Below are 20072 nucleotides of genomic sequence, written 5' to 3'. Positions count from 1 at the left end.
ATTATGAAAAAGTCATTAAAGACCAAGGTTAAAAAGATTAAGTATCAGACGGCGAGTAAACTAAGTGAGAATGTCCGTCAGATAAAAAAGTCTGTCAAAGCCAGCAGTTACAAGTATGCTGCTGCGGATCTTGACCCACTCAATTATGAGCAGCTGCCATGGCCATTTCCATGGGAGAAGTATATGGATTTTGATCATCTATATGTGGAAATCGGAAGCGGTCATGGTGAGCAGCTGCAGAAACTAGCCACAGAGAACCCAGGGAATTTATATGTAGGGTTCGAGATATTTAAAAAATTTGCTTTGATGTCGCACAAGAAAGTCTCTGGACTGAAGAACGCTCTGGTGTTTAAGGCTGACGCCTATGAAGCCGCAATAAAGCTTTTTACTGATCATTCACTGGCCGGCGTGTATATCCTTTTTCCTGATCCGTGGCATAAGAAAAGACACCATAAGCGAAGACCGCTGGTGGCAAGCTGGTTTGAGCAGATTAGCACAAAATTAGCAGACGGTGGCTTTATCATTTTCGCGACCGATTGGGAGGAGTATTTTGATTTCGTGCTGGATCAGGCTAATAAAGTGAGCGAAATATTTGAGGTAACTTCAGGCGTTTACCGTCCGGAGGAGTGGGGATTCGCACAGACACACTATTACAAAAAATGGGTAAAGCAAGATCGAAGGTTCAGATATATCTTGCTCAAAGCTAAGTCTACTTCTTAGGTACCTCAAGGTCGTCAGCGATGGCTAGGAATGTATCCACCCATACAGGCACGGCTGTACCGGACGAGTGCTCACCAAGACTTGGCTCTTCAAGTCTAATTAGCATGATCATTTTCGGATCGTCGACCGGTGCAAATCCTACAAAGGTAGTATTTGTACGGTCTGCATAATACCCCACAGTATCCTTCTTAGGGATCTGAGCTGTTCCGGTTTTCCCAGCGATGTCATACTCCCTTAAGTACTTATCAAATATCCATTTCGCATCACCCCCTGTAACGACCGATGTCATCATACGTGCTACCTTATTTGCGCTCTCTTCAGACACAGTCTGTGATACTACCCTAGGGGTAAACTGTATAACCTCTTCTCCATTGCCAACCTCTTTTACTATGTGAGGCTGCATACGTTTCCCATCATTGGCAAGTGAGGCAAGTGCCGAGATCATCTGCATAGGGGTTGCAGAGATTCCCTGGCCGAAAGAAGAGGTGGCTAAGTCGATCTCGAGCCATTCTTCGTATGGTCTGATGTAGCTATTTGTCTCATCCTGTAGGCCTAGTCCGACAAAGTCACCTATCCCAAACCGTTTAACTGCGGGAAAATATTTCTCATGACCGATAGCCAGGGCAGTTGTGGCAATGCAGGGATTGTTTGAAAACTGTAGGTACTGTGCGGGGGTGATCTTGCCATCAGGCTTCCTGTCCCAGGTGTAAATCTTCGCCTCATCTGGAGTGCCTTCATACATCGTAATATACCCTTTCTCATCATTGCAGACAGTGTTCTCGTCGATGGCTTTGGTATCTAAGCCAATAGCTACGGTAATTGGCTTAAATATAGATCCTGGCTCGTAAACATCTGCGATGGCTTTATTTTTAAAGATCCACGCCTCTTGCTGTCTCCAATACTCATTCGGATTGTAAGTTGGGTAGTTAGCCATTGCTATAATCGCCCCAGTTGATGGATCCATCACTATTGCGCTACCGCTTTTTGCCTGGTGGTTTTCAACACCTTTCTTTAGTTTGTCCTCTACTTTCTTCTGGATTCCAGGGATGATTGTTAAGGTGATATCCTTTCCTTCTCGAGGTAGTACTGGGTCGTACTCAGCCGTCAGGATAATATTGCCATTTGCATCCTGCTCTTCATATGTGTAGCCCTCGGTGCCTAACAGGTCTCCGAAATAGTAGCCTTCGATTCCGTAGAGGCCAATATCGGTACCATTTGCATCCTTCCCCATGTAGCCCAAGACGTGCGAAGCTAACGATCCATTTGGATAGAAACGTTTTTCGGACTTCTCAAAGTAAAGCCCAAATCCAGGGGACATTTCCTCAAATATTTGCGCCTCTTCTAATGATTTTTTCTCGTCTGGGGTTATACCTTTCTCTATCGAGATATATCGGAATTCGTCGGTCAGCTTCTCGTCTAGCTCACTCGAATCAATGCCTAACACCTGCGATACGTTCTCCACATATTTATCCTTTTCGGCAAAGAATGCCTCTCTTTCTTCTTCAATGCTGCTCAGCGAGGCATACACATCCCATGCAGGTCTATCCGTGGCTAAGATACTTCCGTCCGCTGCGAAGATGGTGCCTCGGCCTGATGGCTGTCTCTGTGTGCTCAAATATTGGGAGCTGGCCATCGCTTCAAATTTCTCACGATCAAGAATCTGCCATCTGCCCATCTGGAGGATGACTGCAAACCCAAAAACAATGATAAATATAAACACAACACGGGTGTTCAGCCTAAAGATCTTCTCAGGCGTCTTATCCATTTTTACCTCGCCCTTTTTGTAAATCGTCTTTTTTCTATGTCGCGATCGTGGGCTCATAGTATGTGAGAGTTATCTAGCTTAGACATGGTGCTTACATTGTAAAAGCAGTTTACCATATCACTCTACCTTGAGGCTTGTATACTGTCGTCGGTAATATAGATAGTCTCGCTGTCAGAATCATCGGAGAGATTAAATTTCTCCTTTGCATATGTATCTACTACAGAGAGTGCAACATTGCTGGCAATTTCACGCTCAACCTCTCGATTTACCTCTACTAGCTGGTTCTTCTCTTCGTTCAAGCTTTGCAGTGTATGGCCCAGTGGGCTCAGTATTGAGTTGGTAACAAGCTGTGTAAGTATGAAAGCTACTACTGCAACACCGGCTGCTGCAAATAAAATCGAATCTTTACTGAAGCTCCTCTTCGCTCGATGAGAGGTGAACAGATTGCGAATTGCTCTTTTGTACTTGTTCATCATGGCAGTTATTAAATTGATCCCGTCCCTACTATAAATGTGTGTGCTGTGTGAGCCACCCAACCAGGCCTCCCCCGCTAACCTATCATTCTTCTCTAAAATTACGAATGGTAGGTTAGCGGGGAGGTCCAGTTGAAGGAACATCTGACCACTTGATATACAAGTGGACAGATCTTACTTCAAAATTCGGGCTTAAAGCTTCTCTATCGCTCTCACCTTCGCGCTATGCGATCTAGGGTTTTGTGTGACTTCTGTGTCTGTAGGCACGATCGGCTTCTTTGTGATAAGTGTTCCTTTGCCCTCTCTTGCGAGCTGATTAAAGTACTCCTTAACAATCCGATCCTCTAGTGAGTGAAATGAGATTACTACTAAGCGTCCATTGCTATTTAGATTTGTAAATGATCCTTCTAATCCGGCTTTTAGACTGTTCAATTCGTCGTTAACCGCTATTCGCAGGGCCTGGAAGACCCTGCGGGAAGGGTGTTTAGAGCTGTTTTTAGTTGCCGGTACTGCTCTACTTATAATGGTATTAAGCTCCCCAACGCTTTGAACGGGCGTCGGAGATTCCTTTATAATTCTTGCTATTCTCTTGGCATATCTCTCCTCACCATATACTCGGAAGAGTTTCTCTAGCTCTTGCTCAGTTAGTGCATTTAGGAGGTCTGCAGCTGTAACTTGCAGCTGATCATCCATCCTCATGTCTAACGGATCTGATTGATTATGGTAACTGATTCCTTTACCTTCTATTTCAATCTGCCGAGAAGAGATTCCAAGATCCATCAGGACACCATCCAGTTTCCTATTGTAGTTCATTAAAACTTCATGAACTTTGGCAAAGTTGCTTTGCACGATCTCCCAGTTGCCCCCTAACAACTGCTCCTGATAGTTATGCCTGACGTATCGGATCGCTTCTTCATCCTGGTCGATGCTCAGCAGCTTTCCGCCACTACTCAATCTCTCCAGGATTGCTCTGCTATGTCCCGCTTCCCCAAGCGTGGCATCCAGATAGAATCCATCAGGCTTAATATTCAAGAGTTCCAGAGATTCGTATAGAAGGACTGGTGTATGGTAGCTATTTGTCATCTGATTTAATCTTGCTTAATTCATCTGCGATAATCTCGCTGTGGGCTTGAAGATAATTTAATCTCTCTTTCCACATCTCTTTATCCCATAGTTCTACCCAGTTTACTAGTCCAACGAATACTACTTCTTTGCTTAAAGCTGCATGCTCGTAGAGTGCCGTCGGGATTACAACTCGTCCTTGCTGATCGAGATCCAACTCAACTGCGCTTCCTACTAGGAACCTGCTGCTGTCTCTGATGTTTTTGTTTATGAAAGAGCCCCCAATTACCTCGCCTGCTACTTTCCCCCACATCTCTTTATTTACTAATACAAGAGCTTTTTCGTAGCCTCGGGTAAGTATCAGATCATCCCCCATCTCGTCTCTGAATCTCTTTGGAATGGCGACTCTTTTCTTATCTCCTATTTTGCTTCGGTATTCACCTATCAACATGGTTGGTGTAGTATATCATCCACCCACCACTCTGTGCCACCATTCACCACTTCAGATGGTATCAATGTAGCACTAGCATATTGCTATGTCAAAATAGTTGGGATCTTATAGTTGGTAAATGTGTAATATTGCGTGCCTGCTAAGCAAGCGGTCAACAATGATTCCTGCGACAAGAAAATGTGACAGTGTGATCTTGTAGTATCAAGCTAGTGAACTATTTATCGGAAGAGTAATACGAGACTATGGGTCGCTAAGTATTTGATGCTACTCTGCGGCAATCTTAGCACCAAGTTTTTTGAACGTTGATACAAATTCTGGGTACCTTCGATTGATAATGTCGGCATTCAATATTTTCGTTTCACCCTTAGCCGCAAATGCAGCTAAAGCTACAGCATGAGCACATTGCAAAATGTCAGGTGCCGATACCACTGTTCCTTTGAACTGTGATGGACCAAATGTAATCGCTTGGTTCGGGCTGGTGAGAGCGATTTTGGCCCTCATCTTATTGAGCGTGTCCACGAAGTTTAGCTGCGTCTCGTACATCATATTCTGGATTCTGATATTGCCACCAGCTGATGCAGCAAGTACCAATGCTTGCGGGATCAGGTCTGCAGGAAATCCTGTCGGCCATGGCTGCGCTGTAATTTTATCCATATCCCCCTGAGCATTTGGCTTACACTCAAGCTTCTGCTTTGCAGGGATGTGAATGCTGTCTCCATCTATATTGTACTTGAGACTGATCTTGTCGTAGAACATAAGGATATGCTGCATGTGATCGGGAATGGCATTCTTGATTGTGAGCTCTCCACCTGTAATTGCAGCTGCAACAATTAGGCCACCAATGTCAACGAAGTCTGGAATGACGCTCCACTCCCCCCCTCTCAGTTTCTCAACGCCGTTAATCTCTAATCTGTTTGTACCCACTCCTCGGATATCTGCACCGATTGAATTGAAGAAATTGCATAGGTCCTGCACATGTGGCTCACAGGCTGCGTTATAGATAACTGTTCGTCCCTCTGCTTTAACGGCTGCAATTACAAGATTTTCTGTACCCGTAACCGATGTCTCGAGCTGCCATATTTTGTCGTTTCCTTTTAGCCCGTTTGCAGTTATGTGGAAGATGTTTTCAGGATCAATCTTTGCGCCAAGATTTGTGAGCCCTTGTAGAAGTGTGTCGATAGGCCTACTACCAAGCTTGCAGCCACCAGACTGTCCGAATTCGGCTTCGCCAAATCGGGATACAAGTGGACCGAGGAACATGATTGAAGCTCGCTCTTTTTTCGCGAGCTCTTTATCTACAACCGTGTAGTTTATAGTTGAGGCATCTAACTTAATTTTCCCATCTTTGAGATATGAGACTTTCCCACCAAGCTTGCGAAAAATCCTTAGCATTACCCTCACAGATGAGCTCATGGGCACATTCGAGAACACCACTGGCTCGTCAGCAAGGACAGCGGCAGGGATAAGTGCGACAATAGAATTCTTATTTGGCATTGGGGTGACTGTGCCTGAAATAGGCTCTCCACCAACGATTTTATAGGTTGTCATAGGTTTCTCAGTTAGTTTACTTGGATATTATATAGCTATTTAGAATAGATGGAAATCGAGCTTAATTTAGTGGGATTTCTTGATGGTTTCTTGCTGACGGCGCATAGAGGTGTATAGTGGTGAATAATTTGTCATGGTTAGGTTATGGGATCTAAGAATAAGGACGAGCAGGCTGCTACAGAGGATGAGCAAGGTGTGCAGCTAACGATATTCAATGTGAGGGAACTTGTTACAGCAGTTACAACGAAGGTTGGTACAATAGTTATACCAAAACGAGGAGTTCAGAATAGCCTCGATGACTATGAGCCACCAGAAAATCCACGGGAACTGTATAGATAAATGAACATCCTCCCCGCCACACAACAAACAGCCCCTGAAATCATCTCATTGCTCCATCGCCACTACTCATCACTCAATAACGAGTATTTATTTGAAAAGTATCAGCTAGATTTTCGATCCCACCCACTCGTAAAGAGAAGTAGTGCGGAAGAAGGCTACACATTCTTCGCTATGAGAAACGACGAGGAAGAAGTTATTGGCTATATTAGCACTACCCGCAATGACAACCTTGGGGAGATTGTTGAAGTAGTTTTCTCCGATGAAACAATCGCTAGGCAGCATTGCCAGAAACTACTCGACACAGCAATTGCAGACTTGAAAGAGCACGGTGTTACCCAACTCTACTTCCGACTCACGCAGCAGAATCGAGTCGTTCAACAGATTCTAGAGCAGAAATATCATGCCAAAACCTTAGCAATTGAGGGTGGCGTAGATCTTAGAAACCTGCCCTAAGCTTGGGCTGGACCCTCAGCAAGCATCTTTGGGATGTCGGCAAGGCTTGTGAATTCACTGAACAGTGGGTGTTTTGGAAGGCTTTCCATCTCGAAAATCTTATGCTCTTTCTTCGCATAGAAGACACGACTCCCTTTTTCTAATATATGGTCAATCAGCTTCGTCTCGAAAGCATTGTCGGCGACATAGAATGTCTCATCGGGCTTTACCTTCAAGGCGCTTATCAGCAAGTCGTAAGCATGAATCTTGTCTCCTTTTACGCTCACCCGAATTGTGCTCAGCCTGCCATCTGTGTCGTAGAGGAAGTCATTGCATAATATGTTGCCGATTGGTATGCCATATCGCATTACCTCTTTGGCGATAAAATAGAGGCCAGAGCTAAGCACAAATATCTGATAATCCATCTCTCTTAGCTTGTCGAGGACCTCTTTTACACCATCGATTACTATTGGTGTACCCAATAATCGCTCAAAATCCCCTTTTATTGGAGCAAGTCCATATATATCCTTGTACGCTCTCTTCAACGCCTTGACCTCCCAGCGGATCAACTCTGAGTAAGAAAGCTCATCGTGCAAGTACTTTACTACACGGCTTTTTACATGATCCTCAATACCAAGGTGTTTAGCCAGTTCGAGATATGGGTTCTCGTTTTCTAGTAACGTCCCATCAAGGTCTAACAGTGCAAGTTTCATATGCCGGTTAACAGACGTAGAAATTATATCTTAAGCTAACAGTCTATATCAGAGAGATTTTACCCCGCTAAGTATAGTAACATATGTAGTCAATCAGTTAATGTCCTCTAGTATCGTTTTAATTACCGGTTCAAATCTCTGTCGCTGTTTTACTTCATGAAGATGAAATGCCTTAAATGATAGTATTTATCTATTTCTTAACTTGCAAATTGATATCATCGCATAAATTGAAGTAGGCTCTATCTACTTCTGTGGTAGCTCTTTACATATGTAATCTCCAATTGCGCTAGGCGATATCTATCTGGGTATTGCACGCAAAATTACTGTTGGGGTTACTCAATAGTTTTATACACTCTAGACAGCAGGCTACGTAAGAGCTAGGTTCTTTGCTCATATTGCCGTCTACAAATTAAAATTTACTGGGGTTCATGCATGTCGCTACAAATTTCTGAAAATTACTCTCTTAAAGAGCTCAACACAATGAAAGTTGAAGCAAAAGCAAAGTACTATGTTGAAGTCACAAACATTGAAGAATTAAAAACACTTATTAAGTCAGATATCTTTAAAACGAATGATCATGTTTTCCTTGGAAAGGGAACCAGCACCCTATTTCTAGGAGACTATGACGGGCTTGTTATCAAGAACCTCCTCTATGGGATGAACATCCAACAAGATGGCGATGAAATATTGGTACAGTCGTGGGCTGGAGAAGATTGGCAAGACATGGTCAATTATGCTGTAACCGAGGGATATGGTGGAATTGAGAATTTGGCACATATTCCTGGGAGTGTGGGTGCTGCACCAATCCAAAATATAAGCGCATACGGCGAGCATCTTAGCGATGTGTTTGAGAGACTTACCGCGCTTGATGTAGAGACAGGCGAGGAGCGAATATTCTTGAAGGATGAATGCGACTTCGGATATAGGAGTAGCTGTTTCCGCAATGAGCTTGCGGGGAAATATTTTGTCGTGTCGGTAACGGTGAGGCTTACCAATAATCATAAAGTAAACTTGCGCAACCCATTCTTGAAAGAGAAAGCTGAAGAGATGGGTTATAAGAATCCTACACTCCAAGATATCCCGAATATTATTAAGCGAATTTACGATGACGAGTTCCCAGAGCTAGGCAAGATCGGAACCTCTGGCTTCTTCTTTATGAGCCCATATATCCCAAAGGAGCTATATGACAAGCTTGCGAAAAAGTATGAGTTGAAAGCACTAAATGAGCAGAATGGCGAAATCCAGGTGCCAGCAAGCCAGCTGATAAGGTTGGCAGGGCTTGATAATGAGAGGAGTGGAGACGTAGGTATCTATGCTAAATCACCTGCGATTGTAGTTAATTACGGTAAAGCAAGCGGAAAAGATGTCTACTCTTTCGCAAAGAAGATCGCAGAAAATGTTGAGAAGAAATTTGGGATCACCTTGGATACTGGAGTTTCCATATACGGCAAGTAGTAGTTGCCAATCTGAAGTGATATACTTTGCCGACTATGAAGCTTGAGAAGAACATCCCTCTAAAGGAGTACAACACATTCGCGGTTGATGTCAGCGCTAAATATTTCGCTAAGGTAGAGAGTGTCGAGGATATTCAAGAACTCTTAACGATTGATGAGCTAAAGAGCCAGAAATGGTTCATATTAGGCCGGGGTAGTAACACACTTTTCACGCAGGATTTTGACGGTTTGGTGCTGAAGGTTGAGCTAATGGGCAAAGAGGTGGCAAGCCAAGATAGTAATGAGGTTATCGTAGATATCGGTGCGGGTGAAGATTGGCCTGAATTTGTGATGTGGGCTGTCGAGCAGGGCTGGAGCGGCGTAGAGAATATGGCCTACATCCCAGGAACAGTTGGTGCAGCTCCTGTACAGAATATCGCTGCGTATGGTCAAAGCTTTGACCAGATCTGTGTCAGCGTGGAGGTCGTAAACCGCAAAACTGGAGGTGTAGAGACATTCACTGCTGAGCAGTGTGACTTCGCATACCGGTCGAGTGCTTTCAAGGGAAGCTTGCGTGATAAGTATATTGTCACTAAGGTTCGTATGAGATTGAGCAAAGAGGCGCACTTCGATACTAGCTATCACTCAAGGAAGCCGAACGAGTCACTCGAGAAATGGCTTGAGGAAACAGCTGAGCGGCCATACACTCCAAAAGATGTGGCTACCGCAGTTACAAAGCTGAGACAATTTAAGCTCCCCCTTCTTTCTGAATATGGGACTTGCGGCAGTTTTTTCACGAATCCATTTGTCCCTGTAAGCAAGTTTCATGAGCTCTCTGAGAAGATAAACGAGCTTCAGCAGTATCCGACAACCAAGATGGATTATGGCAGGCACGACTGGAAAGATACAGGAGATGATGAGATAGTGAAAATCCCTGCTGGCCGGTTGTTAGAGGAACAGGGTTGGAAGGGGAAATGGGTTGGTAATGTTGGCACTTTTAAGGAACATTCATTAGTGATAGTCACGAACAAAGAGGCAACAGGCAAAGAGATATATGACTTTGCAATGCAGATGAAAGAGAGCGTTAAGAAAGCTTACGATATTGAGCTCCGCTCAGAGGTTGAGATTGTGTAAGCTTACGCCTTCTTGTCTATCAAACTCTCCATTAAGTCTCCCCAGCCACCGGCACTCATGAATACAATGATACTTTCGTCCTCTTCATTCTCTTTTATCAGCTTCACGATATCTTCGTTCCTTGGCACATAATGCGCATTAGGCTGTGTCTTGCTTATTACCTCAATATAATCTTTCCCATAGATCCTCTGCTCTTTCTCGGTAGATTTCTTGACGAAGATTCTTGGGAGTATCATCAGGTCCGCAGAGTCAAATGCTCCCTCGTACCAGCTAAGCACATTCTTATCCTCGCGCTCTGATGGTCTTGGGTAGTAGATGCAGATAAGCTTGCGGTCCGGATAAGTTACTCGAAGCGTGTCGAGAGTGGCTTTTGCTTTCACCGCAGAGTGTGCGAAATCGTCAATAACGGAAGAGCCACGACTTGTATAGCCCTTCAGCTCAAGCCTTCGCATTATGCCCTTAAAAGTAGAAATTGCCTCTTTGATCTTTGCAATATCGATACCAAGGTCATGGGTAATTGTGATAGCAGCGAGGCAGTTCTCAACATTGAAATCTCCTATCAGCTCTGTCTCAAAATCTCCTATAATCCCTCCATTAAGTTCAACAGTAAAAAGGGTCTTGCCACCCTCAGTCCTGATCTCTTTAGCGAGGTAGTTCACATCTCGTCCCTCGAACTGCGATGAGTCTCTCCCTTCGAGCATATAAAGAATGAGCTCACCATCATACTCAGCAACTGCCTTGGCGTTGTTCTCGCCTGAGGCACACACATACATTTTGCCACCATTCTTGTTCACCTCAGCAGGCAGTTTCTTGAAGGCATCCACATATGAATCCTCGGTTGGATATACATTTATATGGTCCCACTTGGCTGCCGATAAGATCGCATATTTCGGTGCATATCTGAGGAAGCGTGGCTCCTCGTCGAAGTGAAAGACCGCAAGATACTCATCACCTTCCAGGCAAGAGTATTTTGAATCTGTCATCCTCACGCCATTTTCGAAATTTTGCGGCTTACCACCAATCATAAATGAAGGGTTCTCACCAGCTACATCTAATATCCAATTTACAAGTGCCGAGGTTGTGGTCTTGCCATATGTCCCAGTCACAACAATCGACTCATCTTTTACAACATACTGTTTGAGCAGGTATGCATATCCTTCAAGCTGTTTGCCGAGCTCCTTGGCCGCAAGAAACTCAGGGTTGTTGATATCAACCATAAGTGGTGCACCACCAAGTATCACTAGGTCTGCTGGCTTAATTCTCTCTGCATCATACCCCTCGCTCCACTCTACTCCAGCTTCGCTCAAGAGAGTTCTGGCTGGCTCATATACCGCTTCATCTGATCCGGTCACTTTATGCCCAAGGCTTTTCATCAAGATTGCTACTGGAGCAATTGCCGATCCTGCGATTCCGATGAAATGTATATGCTGTGACTTCATTATCTAATTTCGTTAACTTAATTTCTGCAAAGCTGCTTTAGCTGTTCAAGATCATCACTCCATGTCTCCCCGTCAAACCACTGAACGCCATCAAACTGTGTCTTATATAATGCCTGCTCACTGTAGCATGTGCCGAGGTATACATATTTCAACCCTTTCTCCTGGGCATATTGGATAGCGGCTGTCATCATGCCGATGCCAAGATTCTTCTCCATGTAGCTTAGCTGGAAGAACGGGTAAGCGTAGTGCATAATCTCGTTGGTCATCAGTACCGGGCAATATCCGATGATCTCTCCATTGCTCTTGTCACGGAAGATAAGCACATCGGTAAAAGCACCCGATGTGAAAATCCACTTCATCTTCTGAGGCGATAAAGTCTTTGGACCAAAACGACTATCGTAATAATCTTTAGCGAACTTCCCAATCGTGTGGTCGTATTCAAAATCTCTTAGGCTGGCGATTGCCATCTCCATATATTCGGTCTTCCTCAAGATGCGGCGATTCTCACTATTTAACTCGAAATCTTCAAGCTTGATTCTTACACCACGCGCTAAGTAATAGTACTCTTTCTCAATCCTTGTCTGAAGGAAGCCTTGCTCGTACATAGATTCCACGCTATCGCTATCTTCTCGAGTCGCATACACTTTATACGGGAACTCGTAGTTTTGATAATCAGCGTTTTTAGTCTCTTTGAAATGAAGTCTCATACGTTACTTTTTAGAATTTAATAGCTCCCCCATCACCTTCTGGTCACTCCACGGAATTTCGCTTTTGCCATCTAGATTGAGGCTCTCTTCGTGCCCTTTGCCTGTGACTACCACCGTATCTCCTTTCTTTGCCATCTTTATGGCAGCGGCTATTGCCTCTTTCCTGTCCTCGATTATTTCATACTTCCCGGAATGCTTTTTAATACCCTCTGCGATCATATTTGAAATAGAGGTAACACTTTCTCCACGTGGATCCTCGGCGGTTAGGATGGTGTAGTCTGCATGCTTCCCGGCAGCCTCACCCATCAATGGCCTTTTGGTTACATCGCGTAGTCCAGCGCTTCCGAATACCACGATTAGCTTCCCTTCTCTGTTGTCAGCGCGAGCAAATGAAAGCACATTCTCCAGTGCATTTGGAGTATGTGCGAAATCAACTACCGCTTTGAAAGGGTGCTCTTGCAACACTTCCCATCGGCCTTTAAGGCTTTTTACATTGTGCACGGCTTTTTCGATTGCTTCTACCTCGGCTCCCAGCTCATATGCTGCAACAGCTGCAGCCATGATATTCTGCGCGTTATATTTCCCTTGAAGATTGGTGTCGAAATTTAGCTCAATATTCTGATCTGTCGAGTGAAGTGTCGCTCTAAATGACATCCTGCCATTCTGTTGTAGGTTATCGCCCTTCATATCGCTTCCATCGCTAAAGCCGTAATCGATCATGTCAATTCCGAGAGCTTTGGCCTTGGAGACAAATTTCTCATACGACTGGTCATCTTTATTTATCACCGCAAAACCATCTTTATCTAGTAGCTCCATAAGCCGGGCCTTGGTCTGGAGGTAGTTGTCGTATGTTTTGTGGTAGTCCAGATGCTCGTGGCTTACATTTGTAAAAACAGCAGCACAATACTGTACTCCCCCTACTCTATACTGATCCAATCCGTGTGAGGTGGTCTCCAACACCACATACTCCAATCCCTCTTTCACCATCTCCTTCAGAAATTTTTGCAAATCTTTCGGACTAGGCGAGGTAACATGAAATCCTGTCGAATACTCCTTGCTGCCTATCTTGGCGCTGATCGTTGAGATAAGGCCAACTTTGTAGCCAGCCAGCTTCAACATTTCATATAAAATAGTGCTCGTAGTCGTCTTACCATCGGTGCCAGTGACGCCGATTATTTTAAGCTGCTTTGAAGGCTTGCCATAGAAGTTATGGTAAAACTTCGAGGTCAGGAGGTGCTTTTTGTTCTTCAGGTTTTGTGGGAGTAACTTGCTCATTTGCTATTCGTATTTACTTAAGCTATTGGCTAATTTTATCACATTGGGCAGTTACACCCATTTATACGAATAATTGGCGAAATAACAACGTTGCTGTAAACCCTAGGAGCTTTACTGTTTCGGCTTAAAATAGCATAATCAGAGGAAATATGAAGATAGATGTAGATGGCCTGAAAATCAATTACCTAGAGTCAGAGGGAGCTGTTGGTTCCCAAGTCCCAATTCTGTTTGTTCATGGTTGGGGAGGGAGCGTAGAAAGTCTTAGGGGGCTTTTTTCAACTGCTTCAAAGTATCGCTACAAAGCTTACCTGCTCGACCTACCTGGGTTTGGCAACTCCGATGCGCCTACTACTACATGGGGGGTTGAAGAATATGCGCTTTTCTTGAGGAAATTTATTGTCGCGCTCGGGTTGCATGAGGTAATCTATTTCGGACACTCATTTGGCGGTGGGCTTGGTGCATATATTTCAGCAGAGTCGCCCGATCTTATCAAAAATCTTATCCTCTGTGCGGCGGCAATTAGGCGCTCACCAAAAGAGAGCAAAGCCAGCTCAACTATCAAGAAAGTAGTACCGAACTATGAACAGTATAAAGAGAAGGCTCGCCCACTTAGAAAGCTGTACTACAAGATTTTCTATCCACTTTCCGATACATTGAAAAATCCTAAGCTTGAGGAGAGCTATCGCAAGATTATTACCCAGGATCTCACTGACCGACTGGAGAAAATTAATAAGCCCACACTGATCTTGTGGGGCGACCAAGATAGGTACACACCAGTCGAAGAGGCTGTAATGATAAATGAAAAAATTTCAGGATCAAAGATCAAAATCTATCAAGGGGTTGGCCATAGCCTGCCAATAAGCCAGCCAGAGAACATCTTCATTGAGATCGATAACTTCATCCGTCAAAATAGATGAACAGGCTGATATACACATCCTATTCCCCAAGTACACGCAGGAAGGATATGCACGCCAATCTGAAAATCTATTTCCAACCATGGAAATGGAAGAAGGGTGGATACCCTTACTTGGTTGAGCAGTGGTTTGCAGAGAAGTATGGTGATGATCGGGAGTACTTTGTGTACAATTACGCCAGATCCGCCATGTATCAATTCTTTAAGGCGTTAAAACCGAAGCGTGGCGATCAGGTAATTTTTCAAGGATTCACCTGCATAGCAGCCGTTAATCCAGCTGTGTGGGCGGGCTTCAAGCCTGTATATGCCGATATTTCTCCTGAGACTTTGGCATTCTCAGTTGCAAGTCTGGCTGAGAAGATTACAGAAAAAACAAAAGTTATTGTGTATCAGCATACATTGGGGGTTCAAGGAGAGATAGAAGCTGTTGCGAAGCTTGCTAAGAAGCACAATATTGTTCTGCTTGAAGACTGTACCCATACATTACTGACAAAGCATCGAGGTAAACTAATCGGTACATATGGTGATGCTGCTGTTTTCAGCTTCGGGCGGGATAAGGCGATTTCCGGTGTTGATGGCGGAGTCCTGGTGTTAAATAATAACGATTACCTAGATGAAGTTGATGCTCTCTACATGGACCTTGAGCATCCGACTAGATGGTGGGTATGGAAGGAGCTAAATTTCCCTATATTTTGGAGCAAGTTTAAGTTCTTCTACAAGTATTCGCCCAAGGTTGCCAAGCTATTTCATAAAATATCTATGACATTAGGTCTGGTGACCCGAGCAACTACACCTGAGGAGAAATCGGGTACACTACCCTCTTCGGTGCCGCGGCTTTTACCCAACGCGTTGGCTAAGCTTGCATACCTACAGCTACTTGACCTTGAAGCACTCAATTATCATCGTGACAGCATAGCTAAAGTTTACAAATCACGGCTAAAAGGTAATAAGTATGTCGAAAGCTTCAGCATAGATGAAAATGCTGCGCCTTTGAGGTTCCCGGCTCTTGCATATAGGAAAGAGCATCTGTTGGCATTTTTGAGCGACCACCATATCTATCTTGGCGACTGGTATTCAGATCCAATCTCTCCAAAGGAAGCAAATCCGAAGGCAGTAGGCTACAAGAGTGGTGAATGCCCGAGTGGCGAGGCAGTGTGTGACCGGATAATAAATTTACCGACACATATTAATACTTCAGTTGAAGATGCGAATTATATAGTTGATAAGATCGAGGAGTATTACGGCGTTGAAGCTAAATAGTGTTTACGAGATATGTATAAGGTTTAGTGACCTAACGATTGTATGATGTATAGCATTAAGAAGCTAAATGATAAGGAGAAGTGGGATGAAGTTGCATCAAGATTTGATAATGCAACATTTGTCCTGTCGTGGAACTATGGTGAATTTGAAAAATCACTTGGGGCTGTTTTCGATAACTATGCTGTATATGACAGTAACGATTCAATAGTCGGTCTACTCCCGATAAAACATGTAAAGGCCTTGCGTGGTCGCTATCTTCACCTGAGGCATGCCCCATTGATAGATTGGGAGAACAGAGAGCTTGTTGCAGCCGTATTGAAATTTCTAAAGAAGATGGCTGTGAAAGGGGCTTGGCAGTTTGTCCGCATAAGCCCGCTGCTTTCTAATACCCCATTACACAATGATCTATTGAAAGAGTGCAAACTTATCCCAGCCACGGCACATGCTGTCGATGCCGAGAATACATTGGTGCTCGACCTTTCCAAAAGTGAAGATCAGCTACTCGCTGAGATGCGCAAAAATACTCGCTACTATATAAGGAAGGCTGAGAAAATGGGGATCAAAGTTGTAAGCACAACAGGGATGGAGAATTTTGAACAGTTTTGGGAAATCTATCAGGATGCAGTGAGTAGAAATAAATGGACTGCTTACTCACGCAACTATATCCAGAAAGAGTTTGAGCTATTTGCGAAAGATAATATGGCTCGTATGTTTTTCACACTGTACGAGAATAAGCCGATCGCGGCTGCCATATTCATATATTTCAATGGCCACTCTGTATACCACCATAGTGGCTCGCTCACACAGTTTCGTGAGGTACCTTCAACATACCTGCTACAGTGGGAAGCGATTAAGTATGCCAAGTCTGCTGGCATGAGGATCCATAACTTGTGGGGTGTATCTCCCGAAAATCAGAAAGAGCATCCATGGTATGGATTATCGCTGTTTAAGCGTGGGTTTGGGGGGAGTGAAGTTCAGACTGTGCATGCCCACGATATGATCGTTTACCCTTTCGCACATGCCACTAGGGTTTATGAAAATCTGGAAAATAAGCGACGCGGCTACTAGTCTACATCAAGCTAAGCCAAACTCCGACCAGAGCGAACAATCCTGCCATCAGCCAAAACCTCATGACAACTTTTTCTTCTGACCAGCCCTTGATCTGGTAGTGTAGATGCAAAGGCGCCATTTTCCACAGCCTCTTGCCGAAGATTCTCCTATACACACCCTGAATCAGCGATGAGCCTATCTCAGCAACAAACATAAAGCCAATAACTGGCAGCAGAATAGGTCTGTCCAGTGCGAATGCAACTGTAGCCAGCATAGCCCCCAAGGCTAATGTCCCTACATCCCCCATCTCAAATCTGGCAGGCTTAATATTGAAGTAGAGATATGCGATCAACGAGCCAACTGCAACTGCTATAAGTGTAGCGATCTCAAAATTCCCCTGGATGAGTGAGATTATTAAATATGCAATGAATGAGAATATCAGCAAACCCGACGATAGCCCATCCATGCCGTCTGAGATATTTACAGCATTTGTCATTGAGACAACTGTGAAAATGATAAAAATAGGCATCAGGTAGCCCAGCTCTACCGTGCCAATCCATGGGAACCATACGGTATCCCATCCTAGCTTGGAGTAGATCCACCAAGCCACAAATGCCCCTGCCATGAGCTGCACAATTATTTTCTCTCCTGCATGGATACCCGAGCCTGGGTAGGAGCCAAGAGCATACCAGATATTTTTGTATGCAATCCAAGGGAGAGTTAGCCACAGATAGAGTCGGTGGAGTGGACTCTTATGTACTCTGGCCAATAGCACCTGTTTCTTAATTGTTCTCACTACTCTCTTCCTGCCGAAGATATTTAGCAGATCGTCCATACCTCCCAATAGAGCTGATATAAGGAGTACAGCGATAGGGATATATGTATTCCCGTTCCAGTTGAATAGAATCGTCAATATTGTGGTCGTGAAAACTACAAGAGTACCACCCATGATCGGTGTACCAGCCTTGAGGAATCTGTCACCGACGATCGAAGCAAAGTCCTTATCTGTCTTCCTGACTACGTTATACTTGTACAGCACTTTGATCAATATCGGAGCTAACAGCATCGATACTACGAAAGAGACCAATATGTAGTAGATTGTTGTCCTTACATCATTTGTGAATGCTGGCCACTCCATTATCGGGCATTGGGCTTGAATTTAGGTCGTCTGAGTCCGTTATCTTCATATTCTGTTTTCAGCTCTTTCAATGTCCAGCATATCCCATCCTCATCTTTTTCCAGCCATTCCTGGTCTTTTAATTCACCGTTTGCATCGTTGATTATGACATCTCCAAATCTTACGCCATTTGCTTTGCCATACCTTGAAATCGAGTGGACATAAGTAAACTTTGTTGGCCTGTCGCTTTGGTCATACTGAACAGCATATACCAGTGCGAGATGATCGCCGCCCTTTAGCCCTTTCATGCGGATAAGATCACCAGGCTCAATTTGAGCGAGTTCAATCTTGTCGCAATTCTCCAGATTGGTTAAGATTTCGGCTCCGAGATTCTCGACGGGTCGGAGCATGCGGATGAAGTTTCGATAGAAGCCTTTGTTTGGGTACTTTGCCTTCGCCCAAAGCGAGCCGCTTTCTGTTACTCGCATGTAGTAATTATATGTGTGTGCCACAAATGCTGAGCAGTCTACACCCAGTCCCTGCTCCATCATAAACTCTCTAATCTCTTCCGCTGTCTTGCCTCGAAGCTCGAATCCTCGAAGTTTAGCGTATATAAGCGTCTCCTCAACAAGCTCTTCCGGAGTTCCCTTCCCTACAAGGACGCGAAGCTCCGCACGAACTCTTTTAACATTTCTAAAGTATGGAGTAGTTACGAGTACGCCGTTTATAGGCAGCTCGAAGTATTTACGAATATATTGCTGAACTTCGGTTGGGAGCTCTTTCGTTACGATATTTTCGGCCTGCGAAGTAATGCTGGGAGCTGTTTGTTGCTCTGATCTATGCTCGCTGCTCATATTGTCGTTGTTCTGATTTATCAGCTCAACCATCTTAGCATATTGCAGCTTGAGGTTGTCACCGTCTAGCACGCTTTCTGGAGCTTGGATACGGGCAATCTCGCTGCCAGGTGATACTTCTTGCCCTTGAGCAGTGTGAAGTAGAATAAAGTTTGCTCGATCTATCTCAGAGATTGAATAGTTCTCGCCTGCTTTTTCCAAGCTGCTGTTATATTCTCCTGCTGGAATTGCATCTTTAATTTTAAGATCCTTTCCTGACTTGTTGCGAATGATAATCTGAGAGGCATTTAATGAACTTAAAGAAGTGTGGTTTTGGGATTTAATGAAGTGTGAAATTTTATCTTCATTAAACTGCTTATTAAATGTCTGATTAATAAAGGCTAAATATTGCTCATCTCCTTTGAAAGCAAACTCAGCTATATGGAAAGCAATAAGCGGGATCTGCTCGGACTGAAGCATTAGTTTGCTGTGCATGCCTGTTGAGGCAGGCTGCCTCGCATTGATTTCAATAAGATATAGCTCGTTGTTTGGTGTAATAATTAGGTCAAGTCCAAATAGTCCTTTATATCCATCCGCTGCCATAAGCTCTCCTACCCGCTCGGTCAGCTCGCCAATCTGCTGCAGCATTTCTTGGCTCAGACCTGATACCTGAGTCCAATCATTGCCAACTGTTCCGCCAGCTTCTGAAGTTAGCTCTGGTATTCCAGTTATCTGCTTACAAAGACCACCATATGCTATGCCGAATCTTGTAACGCATGCATTCAGAGTCCATGCCTCGCCTTCAATCATTTTCGCAATGCGTGCGACCCTGTTTGGGAATTCATCTTTAACTTCATTAAATTGCGACTCGCTTTTAATGAAGAGAGTCCCAGAGCCAGTATGTCCTCGGTCAAACTGAACGACCATCTCTTCACCAAGCTCATCACTGAGATCTTGGTAGCTTGCATCCAACAGTTTGGTTATGACAGTCGGAGGAAAATTCTTGACCGACCCAGAAAGTGATTCATACTGTGAGAGCTTATTTTCGAACTTACGGTTGAGAACAGAAGAGCTGTTTAATACTGTATACCCCAATTTAGCCGATTCTCGCTCAATATTTGGGGCGATTTTAAAAAACTGGACATAAGCCTGGTCTCCACAATTTGCAGCAATATACTCTTGCACCTCTTTGCGAGCGAGCAGTTTATTGGAATTGCGGAAAATTGTGTTGCTGTCACCGAGAGTCTCGCCCAACGAGAAATACTTGATCCCCTTGGCTTTAAGCAAGGGTAGCAAGGGGCTATTGTCGATACATACAATGTGGTAGTTATCAATAAAGGCTTCAGGACCTAATGCTCGCTCTGGGTCATTGCAGATATAGAAAATTGTAGGAGTGGTATTGCTCATA

At 44.2% G+C, this 20072-nt stretch carries 19 protein-coding genes; 8 read left to right on the top strand and 11 right to left on the bottom strand.

Features of this window, described 5'->3' with window-relative positions; genetic code table 11:
- Positions 1-3: 3 nt before the first annotated feature.
- On the top strand, positions 4-720 hold the full coding sequence (gene trmB, locus QY318_00375) for a tRNA (guanosine(46)-N7)-methyltransferase TrmB (GenBank protein ID WKZ31215.1): 717 nt from the start codon (positions 4-6) through the stop codon (positions 718-720).
- Here the strand turns inward: trmB and QY318_00370 are convergent.
- The 5 genes from QY318_00370 to QY318_00350 form a co-directional block, all read right to left on the bottom strand.
- Positions 710-2542, bottom strand: coding sequence for a penicillin-binding protein 2 (locus tag QY318_00370; GenBank protein WKZ31214.1), 1833 nt, complete (start codon positions 2540-2542; stop codon positions 710-712). The genes trmB and QY318_00370 overlap by 11 nt on opposite strands.
- 65 nt (positions 2543-2607) lie before the next feature.
- Positions 2608-2961: a hypothetical protein gene (locus tag QY318_00365; GenBank protein ID WKZ31213.1), complete on the bottom strand. Its 354-nt coding sequence runs from the start codon at positions 2959-2961 to the stop codon at positions 2608-2610.
- 189 nt (positions 2962-3150) lie between these two features.
- Positions 3151-4041 carry a 16S rRNA (cytosine(1402)-N(4))-methyltransferase RsmH gene (gene rsmH, locus QY318_00360; protein ID WKZ31212.1) on the bottom strand — a complete coding sequence of 297 codons (891 nt, stop codon included), beginning with the start codon at positions 4039-4041 and terminating at the stop codon, positions 3151-3153.
- The gene (gene mraZ / locus QY318_00355) at positions 4031-4471 is read right to left on the bottom strand and encodes a division/cell wall cluster transcriptional repressor MraZ (protein WKZ31211.1); all 441 of its coding nucleotides are present in this window, start codon (positions 4469-4471) and stop codon (positions 4031-4033) included. Before mraZ ends, rsmH begins: the two co-directional genes overlap by 11 nt.
- A gap of 264 nt (positions 4472-4735) precedes the next feature.
- Complete coding sequence (locus QY318_00350; GenBank protein ID WKZ31210.1) at positions 4736-6019, bottom strand: UDP-N-acetylglucosamine 1-carboxyvinyltransferase; 1284 nt, start codon at positions 6017-6019, stop codon at positions 4736-4738.
- A gap of 144 nt (positions 6020-6163) precedes the next feature.
- Between QY318_00350 and QY318_00345 the strand changes: the two genes are divergently transcribed.
- Complete coding sequence (locus tag QY318_00345; protein ID WKZ31209.1) at positions 6164-6358, top strand: hypothetical protein; 195 nt, start codon at positions 6164-6166, stop codon at positions 6356-6358.
- A complete protein-coding gene (locus QY318_00340; GenBank protein WKZ31208.1) occupies positions 6359-6811 on the top strand; it encodes a GNAT family N-acetyltransferase in 453 nt (150 codons plus the stop codon).
- Here the strand turns inward: QY318_00340 and QY318_00335 are convergent.
- Positions 6808-7503 (bottom strand): HAD-IB family phosphatase, encoded by a 696-nt coding sequence (locus tag QY318_00335; GenBank protein WKZ31207.1) that lies wholly within the window; start codon positions 7501-7503, stop codon positions 6808-6810. The two genes, QY318_00340 and QY318_00335, sit on opposite strands and share 4 nt — an antisense overlap.
- 432 nt (positions 7504-7935) lie before the next feature.
- Between QY318_00335 and murB (QY318_00330) the strand changes: the two genes are divergently transcribed.
- On the top strand, positions 7936-8958 hold the full coding sequence (gene murB / locus QY318_00330) for a UDP-N-acetylmuramate dehydrogenase (protein ID WKZ31206.1): 1023 nt from the start codon (positions 7936-7938) through the stop codon (positions 8956-8958).
- Positions 8959-8993: 35 nt separating this feature from the next.
- Positions 8994-10070 carry a UDP-N-acetylmuramate dehydrogenase gene (gene murB, locus QY318_00325; GenBank protein ID WKZ31205.1) on the top strand — a complete coding sequence of 359 codons (1077 nt, stop codon included), beginning with the start codon at positions 8994-8996 and terminating at the stop codon, positions 10068-10070.
- A 2-nt stretch (positions 10071-10072) separates the two neighbouring features.
- On the opposite strand, the gene QY318_00320 is transcribed toward murB (QY318_00325), so the two are convergent.
- Genes QY318_00320 through QY318_00310 form a run of 3 tightly spaced genes read right to left on the bottom strand, consistent with a single transcriptional unit; the run spans position 10073 to position 13491 of the window.
- The gene (locus tag QY318_00320; GenBank protein WKZ31204.1) at positions 10073-11509 is read right to left on the bottom strand and encodes a Mur ligase family protein; all 1437 of its coding nucleotides are present in this window, start codon (positions 11507-11509) and stop codon (positions 10073-10075) included.
- Positions 11510-11526: 17 nt separating this feature from the next.
- Positions 11527-12216: a GNAT family N-acetyltransferase gene (locus QY318_00315; GenBank protein WKZ31203.1), complete on the bottom strand. Its 690-nt coding sequence runs from the start codon at positions 12214-12216 to the stop codon at positions 11527-11529.
- Positions 12217-12219: 3 nt separating this feature from the next.
- A complete protein-coding gene (locus QY318_00310) occupies positions 12220-13491 on the bottom strand; it encodes a UDP-N-acetylmuramoyl-L-alanyl-D-glutamate--2,6-diaminopimelate ligase (protein WKZ31202.1) in 1272 nt (423 codons plus the stop codon).
- A 149-nt stretch (positions 13492-13640) separates the two neighbouring features.
- Here QY318_00310 and QY318_00305 point away from each other — a divergent pair, with 149 nt between their 5' ends.
- The 3 genes from QY318_00305 to QY318_00295 are packed head-to-tail and all read left to right on the top strand — an operon-like array spanning position 13641 to position 16732.
- On the top strand, positions 13641-14408 hold the full coding sequence (locus QY318_00305; protein ID WKZ31201.1) for an alpha/beta hydrolase: 768 nt from the start codon (positions 13641-13643) through the stop codon (positions 14406-14408).
- Positions 14405-15664 (top strand): DegT/DnrJ/EryC1/StrS family aminotransferase, encoded by a 1260-nt coding sequence (locus tag QY318_00300; protein ID WKZ31200.1) that lies wholly within the window; start codon positions 14405-14407, stop codon positions 15662-15664. The genes QY318_00305 and QY318_00300 overlap by 4 nt, the downstream gene beginning before the upstream one ends.
- Before the next feature lie 42 nt (positions 15665-15706).
- Positions 15707-16732 (top strand): peptidoglycan bridge formation glycyltransferase FemA/FemB family protein, encoded by a 1026-nt coding sequence (locus QY318_00295; GenBank protein ID WKZ31199.1) that lies wholly within the window; start codon positions 15707-15709, stop codon positions 16730-16732.
- A gap of 1 nt (position 16733) precedes the next feature.
- Here QY318_00295 and QY318_00290 read toward each other — a convergent pair whose 3' ends face one another.
- Together QY318_00290 and QY318_00285 are read right to left on the bottom strand one after the other, a co-directional pair.
- Positions 16734-17852: a phospho-N-acetylmuramoyl-pentapeptide-transferase gene (locus QY318_00290; protein ID WKZ31198.1), complete on the bottom strand. Its 1119-nt coding sequence runs from the start codon at positions 17850-17852 to the stop codon at positions 16734-16736.
- Positions 17852-20071 (bottom strand): ATP-grasp domain-containing protein, encoded by a 2220-nt coding sequence (locus QY318_00285; GenBank protein ID WKZ31197.1) that lies wholly within the window; start codon positions 20069-20071, stop codon positions 17852-17854. Before QY318_00285 ends, QY318_00290 begins: the two co-directional genes overlap by 1 nt.
- Between the last annotated feature and the right edge of the window lies 1 nt (position 20072).

This window comes from Candidatus Dojkabacteria bacterium, from assembly GCA_030583845.1.
Taxonomy (GTDB): domain Bacteria; phylum Patescibacteriota; class Dojkabacteria; order SC72; family JAHDCA01.
The sequence above is the reverse complement of the archived record's forward strand: the minus strand, read 5'-3'. Positions and strand labels throughout refer to the sequence as shown.